The sequence below is a fragment of the Bariatricus sp. SGI.154 genome (assembly GCF_050313795.1).
Lineage (GTDB): Bacteria > Bacillota > Clostridia > Lachnospirales > Lachnospiraceae > CAMBRQ01.
The window spans coordinates 22,240-30,276 of the sequence record NZ_JBNPMC010000043.1 but is presented as its reverse complement, the minus strand read 5'-3'; the positions used below and the strand labels follow the sequence as shown (position 1 = coordinate 30,276).

The 8,037-nt window shown below is 44.4% G+C and carries 9 protein-coding genes and 1 pseudogene; all 10 read left to right on the top strand.

What is annotated here, in order from left to right; genetic code table 11:
• Nucleotides 1–252 precede the first annotated feature (252 nt).
• The 10 genes and pseudogenes from ACQRBN_RS15145 (at nt 253) to ACQRBN_RS15100 (ending at nt 7,998) form a co-directional block, all read left to right on the top strand.
• Nucleotides 253–498 (top strand): hypothetical protein, encoded by a 246-nt coding sequence (locus ACQRBN_RS15145; RefSeq protein ID WP_427739867.1) that lies wholly within the window; start codon nt 253–255, stop codon nt 496–498.
• A gap of 240 nt (nt 499–738) precedes the next feature.
• Nucleotides 739–1,641, top strand: a complete 903-nt coding sequence (locus ACQRBN_RS15140; protein WP_427739866.1) for a LysR family transcriptional regulator — start codon at nt 739–741, stop codon at nt 1,639–1,641.
• Nucleotides 1,642–1,735: 94 nt separating this feature from the next.
• Nucleotides 1,736–2,320 carry a LysE family transporter gene (locus tag ACQRBN_RS15135; protein WP_427739865.1) on the top strand — a complete coding sequence of 195 codons (585 nt, stop codon included), beginning with the start codon at nt 1,736–1,738 and terminating at the stop codon, nt 2,318–2,320.
• Between the two features lie 24 nt (nt 2,321–2,344).
• The gene (locus tag ACQRBN_RS15130; RefSeq protein ID WP_427739863.1) at nt 2,345–3,526 is read left to right on the top strand and encodes an acetylornithine transaminase; all 1,182 of its coding nucleotides are present in this window, start codon (nt 2,345–2,347) and stop codon (nt 3,524–3,526) included.
• A gap of 21 nt (nt 3,527–3,547) precedes the next feature.
• Nucleotides 3,548–4,816: an O-acetylhomoserine aminocarboxypropyltransferase/cysteine synthase family protein gene (locus ACQRBN_RS15125; RefSeq protein ID WP_427739862.1), complete on the top strand. Its 1,269-nt coding sequence runs from the start codon at nt 3,548–3,550 to the stop codon at nt 4,814–4,816.
• A gap of 17 nt (nt 4,817–4,833) precedes the next feature.
• Nucleotides 4,834–5,529, top strand: a complete 696-nt coding sequence (locus ACQRBN_RS15120) for a B3/B4 domain-containing protein (protein ID WP_427739861.1) — start codon at nt 4,834–4,836, stop codon at nt 5,527–5,529.
• Nucleotides 5,530–5,561: 32 nt separating this feature from the next.
• The gene (locus tag ACQRBN_RS15115; RefSeq protein WP_427739860.1) at nt 5,562–6,086 is read left to right on the top strand and encodes a GNAT family N-acetyltransferase; all 525 of its coding nucleotides are present in this window, start codon (nt 5,562–5,564) and stop codon (nt 6,084–6,086) included.
• A 287-nt stretch (nt 6,087–6,373) separates the two neighbouring features.
• A pseudogene (locus ACQRBN_RS15110) lies at nt 6,374–6,514 on the top strand (aminotransferase DegT); the annotation flags it as partial.
• Nucleotides 6,515–6,543: 29 nt separating this feature from the next.
• On the top strand, nt 6,544–7,635 hold the full coding sequence (serC, locus tag ACQRBN_RS15105) for a 3-phosphoserine/phosphohydroxythreonine transaminase (RefSeq protein WP_427739859.1): 1,092 nt from the start codon (nt 6,544–6,546) through the stop codon (nt 7,633–7,635).
• 135 nt (nt 7,636–7,770) lie between these two features.
• Nucleotides 7,771–7,998, top strand: coding sequence for an excisionase (locus tag ACQRBN_RS15100; protein WP_427739858.1), 228 nt, complete (start codon nt 7,771–7,773; stop codon nt 7,996–7,998).
• The last annotated feature ends 39 nt before the right edge of the window (nt 7,999–8,037 follow it).

Sequence of the window (8,037 nt, the reverse complement as noted above, 5' to 3'; positions counted from 1 at the left end):
ATATTTGTAACTGTGGAGTGAGAGAGTTTTGCTTCTTTTGCAAGTCGGTAATCCGTCCAGCCACGCTCCTCCATCAACTGCCTTATGCGTTTCTGCGCATCCATATCATCACCTGCCCATCTGTATCTATTCTACTTCCCAAATCGGTGCTATAATAGTCATAATCGGTAGACACAACATATCCCTAAAAGGTCACAATCGGTTATAGTATGATAGACTGATGGGAAGAATATTCTACAGGAGGTATTGCTGATGGGTGAGCATATTTTTGAGCGGCTGGCTCGTGAACGGAATATTACAGTAGACGAAATGCGAGAAATTATTTCTGCCCGGATTGAGCGCGGATGGAATGATCCTGATCCAGTCAAACGGGCGCAATGGGAACGGATACCCTGCGCCGGGGAAATCCCAACACCGGAGGAGCTTCTGCGTTATGTGGTAGAAAAGCTGGAAGCAGAGGGCCGGGAGGACTTATTGAGCTGGTATCCGAACCTTTAAGGGGTGTGCATTTTCAAGACACCAAACCACAATATATTGAATTGAAACGAAGAAACAGCGGGTTTTACACACTTTATGATGTGCTTACCTGCTGTTTTGTATCCTTTGCGTTTGTATGAAAATTTGTCCCCTAATATGGGTGTGAAAGCAAGTGAAAATTGATAAAAAAGTCTCCTTGTTTCAGACTTGTATTTGTTCTGTTTCCTATATATAATTAAGAGCATGATTGGAGGAATGGATATGACATTACAGCAATTAAAATATATGATAGCAGTAGCGGAAAAAGGCTCCATCACAGAGGCGGCAAAGGAATTGTTTATTTCACAGCCCAGTCTTTCGGGGGCAGTCAAAGAAGTGGAGAATGAAGCCGGGATCACCATTTTTAACCGCTGCCGGGCGGGCGTTGCATTGACTACGGAAGGTATGGAGTTTTTGGGATATGCACGTCAGGTAGTGCAGCAGATGGAACTTCTGGAATCGCGATACATAGATAATCAGCCGGAAAAGCAGAGGTTTTGTATCTCCACACAGCATTATACATTTGCTGCCAATGCTTTTGTGGAACTGGTGCAGCAGTTTGGCCAGGAAAGATATGAGTTTATTTTGAATGAGACACAGACATATCAGATTATTATGGATGTCAGGAACCGCTTTAGTGACCTTGGGGTACTCTATCTTAGTAAGGCAAATGAAAATGTATTGATGAAAGTTTTTGAAGAGTACAATCTGAATTTTTATGAACTGTTTACGGCGACTCCGCATGTGTTTCTGCGGAAAGGCCATCCGCTGGCGGATCGGGAGAAGGTCAGCCTGGAAGATCTGAAACCATATCCAAGGCTGAACTTTGTGCAGGGGGCTTATGAATCTTCTAATTTTGCAGAGGAATTATTCAGTAATGAGATCGCGGAAAAGAGCATCAGGATCAGCGACCGTGCCGCTATCGTGAATTTTATGATCGGACTGGATGGCTATACCATTTCAAGCGGTATTTTCCCCAGATATCTCCATGGGGATTCCATCATTTCTATTCCTTTGGAAGGGGATGAGACCATGCGGATCGGATATATCCTGAATAAAGACAGGGAATTATCCCGGCTGGGTGAGATTTATGTAGAAGCACTGAAGCAGTATCAAAAAGATTGAAACATAGGTTCAGCCTATGTTTTAGCATAAGTAATCAGTATTACCTATCATATGGCATTCCGCTGTACAATCGTAAGTGGAAGGAGGCGTTATCATGCCAGGCTATGTGATAGGTAATTTTTTTGTTTATTCTGTGATCAATGCGTTCACGCCGGGGCCGGGTAATATCCTGGCTTTAAATACCGTGACGAATTATGGATGGAAGAAAGGGGCTCCCCTCTTTTTCGGTATATTCTCCGGGTATTATGTGGTGCAGATGATCTGTGCGGTATTTGTCTATGGGGTGAGTACGCTGCTGCCGGAGGTGCTGGGGGTAATGAAGTATGTGGGAGCTGCTTATATCCTCTGGCTGGCAGTCCATATCGCTGTCAGCCGGCCAGATGGAGATGGCGGAGAGAGATCGGCCTCTTTTTTAAAAGGGTTCATGCTGCAGTTTGTGAATGTGAAGATCTATCTTTTTGGGATCACGGCATTGACCGGATATGTGACGTACTACAGTACGGCTCTTCCGGTATTGGTTTTCTTTGAATTTGTGATAGCGACGATTGGAACGATTGCTACATCTGCGTGGATCGGTACAGGGCTGGCAATCCAGAAGGTTTACCTGCGGCATTACCGCCTGATCAACATCATTCTTGCTGTTACTTTATTGGAATGTGTATACAGCATATTGAAATAAAGGTTTGTGGATATGGAGGTTATTATGACGGATCAGGATATTTTTCATAAGGACACAGAGTATATTGCCCATACTTATCAGCGTTTTCCGGTTGCAGTCCGGTGTGGGCATGGTGCCACGGCGGAAGACTTTGAGGGGAACAGTTATATTGATTTTGGAAGCGGTATAGGGACAAATTCTTTGGGGTTTTGCAATGAGGGATGGGTGGCTGCTGTTACGGAGCAGTTAAGGCTGGTGCAGCATACTTCAAATCTGTTTTACACGATGCCGGATGTGCTGCTGGCGGAACGGCTGTGCCGGGAGACGGGGTATGCAAAAGTTTTCTTTGGCAATTCCGGGGCAGAGGCAAATGAAGGTGCTATCAAGGTTGCGAGGAAATATGGCCGGGAAAAGAAAGGGGAACGCTGCAATCAGATCATTACCCTTAAAAATTCTTTCCATGGAAGGACTGTCACTACACTGGCGGCAACGGGGCAGGATTCTTTCCATCAGCATTTCTTTCCATTTACGGAGGGATTTCGGTATGTGGAGGCAGGCAACAGACAGCAGCTACAGGAGGCCGTTGATAATTCCGTATGCGGGATCATGGTTGAGCTTGTGCAGGGTGAGGGCGGCGTGACGGCCATAGATAAAAGCTATGCAAAGTATGTGGAAGAAGTCTGTATAGAAAATGGTATTTTGTTTCTTGTAGACGAAGTGCAGACCGGTATCGGAAGAACGGGTACGTTTCTATGCTGTGAGCAGTATCATATCCGTCCCAATATTATTACACTTGCAAAAGGTCTGGGCGGAGGACTTCCGATTGGTGCAGTCCTTATGGATGATGTGGCCGGGAAGGTTCTTGGGCCGGGGCAGCACGGCTCTACCTTTGGAGGAAATCCGGTTGTCTGTGCAGGCGGGATTGAGGTGCTGGATCAGATATGCAGGAAAGGATTTCTGTCTGATGTCTCTGCCAAGGCCGATTATTTATGTGAGCAGCTTCGGACGATGCCGGGAGTGACGGAAATATCCGGCATGGGACTTATGATTGGAGTATCGGTTGATGAAGGGCTGGATGCAAGGAAGGTTGCGGAGCGGTGTGCAAAAACCGGCTTGCTTATACTGACGGCAAAGAAAAAACTGAGAATCATGCCGCCCTTAAATATTACATTAGATGAAATTAACAAGGGTTTGAATATTTTAAGTAGATGCCTTTCAGAAATTTAGATAGATATGGAGGAGTTTTTCATGAGAGATGAAACAAAATGCCTGCACGCTGGTTATACACCTAAGAATACGGAGCCAAGGGTGGTGCCGATTGTGCAGAGTACGACTTATGTTTATGATTCCACGGAGGATGTGGCGGCGGTTTTTGATGACCCGATGAAGTCGCTGATCTATTCACGGTTTGGAAACCCTACGGTAATGGCGGTTGAGGACAAGATTGCGGAACTGGAGGGCGGAGTTGGAGCTATGTGTACCACATCTGGTCAGGCGGCTGTGCTGCTGTCACTGCTTAATATCTGTGCTGCAGGCGACAGCTTTATCAGCCTGACTGAAATATACGGCGGTTCCGTGAACCTGTTTTCTTATACGCTGAAAAGGCTGGGGATTGAATGCATTTATATTGACAAGAACGCATCGGATGAGGAGATCGATCAGGCATTTAAGCCAAACACGAAGGCGTTATTTGGGGAAACACTTGCAAATCCTGCGCTGACGGTTTTAGATATTGAGCGTTTTGCAGATATTGCACATCGCCATAAAGTGCCGTTGATTGTGGACAATACGTTTGCTACTCCGGTGCTGTGTAAGCCTTTTGAATATGGGGCGGACATTATTGTCCATTCCACGTCAAAATATATGGACGGTCATGCAGTGCAGATTGGAGGGGCGATTGTGGACAGCGGAAAGTTTGACTGGACGTGTGGGAAATTTCCGGGGCTGACGGAGCCGGATGAATCTTATCATGGCATTTCTTATACGGATACCTATGGAAAGAAAGCGTATATCGTTAAGGCGAGGATGCAGCTTATGAGGGATTTTGGTGTTTATCCGGCGGCACATTCCGCATTCCTTCTGAACCTTGGGCTGGAGACATTGGCAGTGCGGATGAAGCAGTATTGTGAAAATGCGCTGGCTGTTGCCAGGTATCTTGAAAAGTCAGGATATGTGGAACATGTGAATTATCCGGGACTGGAAAGGGATGAGAATTACAGTCTGGCAAAGAAATATCTGAAAGGGTGCAGCGGTGTTATTTCTTTTGTGATCAAGGGTGGGAAAGAAAATGCCATGAGGTTTATGAATACCCTGCAGCTTGCGTCCAATGAGGTTCATGTTGCGGATATCCGTACTTGTGTGTTGCATCCGGCCAGTGAGACGCACCGGCAGCTTACCGAGGAACAGCTGGAAGCAGCAGGGATTGACAGCGGGATGGTGCGGCTGTCTGTTGGCTTGGAACATGTAGAGGATATTATTGAGGATTTGGAAAGGGCGTTTTCCGGTCTGAAGATATGAGGGAAGTGAATGGGACTATGAAATATCAGATAGAAAAGGCGGTTGCCGATATTGGCGTAAAAGTGGTTTTTGGATCTGTTGAAGGTGTGGATAATACCGGGAGGAATCCTGAATGGGAGGCAGAACGTAAGGTAAGGCTGGAAAATTTACAGAAGCGCTTTGATGGATTGGATATTCATGGGGATGAAGTTTTTGAGGGATACCATATCCTGCATGACAAATCCGGCGTTAAGCGAAGAAAAAATATCCCATCCAGTGAAAATCTGATAAAAATGCTGTTGAAGCATGGGGATATGCCGTTTATCAATCAGGTAGTGGATATTTATAATGTGATCTCTATGGAGAGCAGGCTTTGTGTGGCGGCACATAATCTGGATAAGGTTGACGGAAATCTGACGGTTCGGTTTTCGGACGGTACGGAAAAGTATATTCCGCTGGGACAGGAACAGCCGGTTCCGATGAACCCGCATGAATACTGTTATTGTGATGATTCCAATGAGGTTTTATGTCGGCTGGAGATCCGGCAGGTCAATAAAACGAAGGTGGATGAAAATGTGAGGAATATTTTATATATCATTGAAGGGAATGAGGCGACAGAGGAAGATTTTCTATTAGAAGTTATGTGGAAGATTATAGATACCACAATGAAATATTGTGGAGGGAACGGGAAGATTTTTCGCCCCAATATAGTAGCAAGAAATCTAAAAGGCTAGATTATACGAGTTTGGTAGTAAGGGAGCAAATAATGAAAATCAGGGAAGCGGAATTAGCGGATTTGGATGAATTGATGAAATTCTATAATGTAATGTGCGAAATTTTAGGGGAGAAAAGCTTTTTGCCAGAAGGAAATAAAGGCGGATTTCCCTCCCAGAAAATGGTGGAGGATGCGATTCAACAGCATGACCAGTTTATCGGTAAGGAAGATGACCGGATCATGGCGGCTTATATCATGAATCATGAATGCGATCAGATATATGATACAGTGCAATGGCAGATAAAAGCGGATAGAAATGAAATAATGATACTTCATGCCCTGCGTGTCCTTCCAGAATATACGGGAAGAGGTAATTCCAAAAAACTTGTAGAGCATGCAATTCAGACGGCAAAAGCACGGAAACAAAAGGCGATTCGCCTGGATTGTATTGAAGGAAATGATGTTCCCCAGAAAATGTATATGTCTTTCGGTTTTCATTATATTGATACTGTTGAAATCACCTACGCGGATATAGGTGTTCCCAGGAAGTTTCTTGTTTTTGAATTATTGCTTTAAACTCTGCTTGAGAAGCAGAAATCCGGGGGAAATCAGACTGCTTGGAACGCCGGGATATGACGGTTTTTTATGAGGGCGTGCTATTTAAACCGTGCAGTGATGAAAAGCGTATTGGTTGTGGGGCATGATCGAAAATCTGCCCGCAAAAAGCCATTTGTTCGGAAAATCCATGCCAGACCAATGAGGAACGCTGTATCGCTTGCAGTGCCTGCATTATGGCTTGTTCGAAGGGGACAAGAGATTATCATAGTGAACTTTATGAGCAGGCTCGGGCGGATTTTGAATATGATTTTATCCAGGTGGAGGAAGGGTTGAGCGTAAGTGAGGATATTTTTAACCGGGGACTTTGTCTGCCGAGCGATATCAAGAATACGGAGGAAGATATGCAGCGCATTATACAGATTGTGCGGCGACAATTTGGAGTATAAAAGTAAAATGTTTACAGGAGGTAATTTCAATGCGGGATATTTATAATTTTTCTGCTGGCCCGGCGGTTTTGCCGGAGCCGGTTTTGCAGGAAGCAGCTGATGAAATGATGGATTATAAGGGAAGCGGTATGTCTGTTATGGAGATTAGCCACCGTTCTTCTCTGTTCCAGTCCATTATAGATGAAACGGAATATGATCTGCGGGCATTGATGAATATTCCGGACGATTATGAGGTATTGTTTCTGCAAGGCGGAACTTCCTTGCAGTTTGCTATGATACCGATGAATTTTATGAGAAATAAAAAAGCAGATTATATTCTGACGGGGTACTGGGCAAAAAAGGCTTATGAGGAAGCTAAATTGTATGGGAAGATCAATGTAGCGGCTTCTTCAGAAGGGGATAATTTTTCTTATATTCCAGATTGCAGGGATTTGGATATTCTGCCTGATTCTGATTATGTTTATATGTGCGAGAACAATACCATTTATGGCACAAAGTTTAAAACGTGTCCTGATAGTAAAGGGAAGGTACTGGTCAATGATGTGTCCTCTTGTTTTTTGTCTGAACCGATGAACGTGTCGGACTATGGGATGTTATTTGGAGGTATTCAGAAAAATCTGGGGCCTGCGGGGCTAGTGATTGCAATTATCTGCAAAGACCTGATTACGGAAAATGTCCTGCCATGGACTCCGACTATGCTTCGTTATAAGATCCATGCAGATAAGCGTTCTCTGTATAATACACCGCCAACCTATAATATCTACATTGTAGGAAAGGTAATCAAATGGATTCAGGCATTAGGCGGCCTGGAAAAAATGAAAGAGATCAATGAGAAAAAGGCTTCTGTTCTATATGATTATCTTGATAGGAGTAAGTTATTTGAGGGGGTGGCAAGGAGAGACAGTCGTTCTCTGATGAATGTGACATTTCGTGCAAAGTCAAATGAAATGAATGCAGAATTTATCAAGGCGGCAGGACAAAATGGGATTGTCAGCATCGGAGGACACCGTGCTATTGGTGGTATGCGGGCGAGTCTGTATAATGCGATGCCAATTGAAGGTGTAAAATATTTGGTGGATTTTATGGGGGATTTTGAGGAGAAGAAATTGTCGGGCTATTGATGGTCGTTTAAAAGCAAAAGTCAGGATAGATTATTTAAAAGGACAATCTGCCTTGTGTGGATTGTCCTTTTTTTTTTTGTTTTCATACCCCCTCAAAATGCCATTCAAATCTCCGTATGTTGAGGAGGTGGTCACATGGCAAATGAACATTCTGTTGCAGAAAGCGGCAAAACGATAGTGTCGATTAACGAAAAATATACGCTGACCATAAAAGAGGCATCAGAGTATTTCAACATCGGTGTGAAAAAGATGCGGCGTCTGGCGGAGGATAACCTGGGCCGGTTTGCGGTTTACAGCGGAAACCGCTATCTCATAATACGCACAAAATTTGAGAAATTTATCGAGGAATCTTCTGCGGTCTGATTTTTCTTTACTTGCCGTGAGTAGTTGACTTTTCAGGGC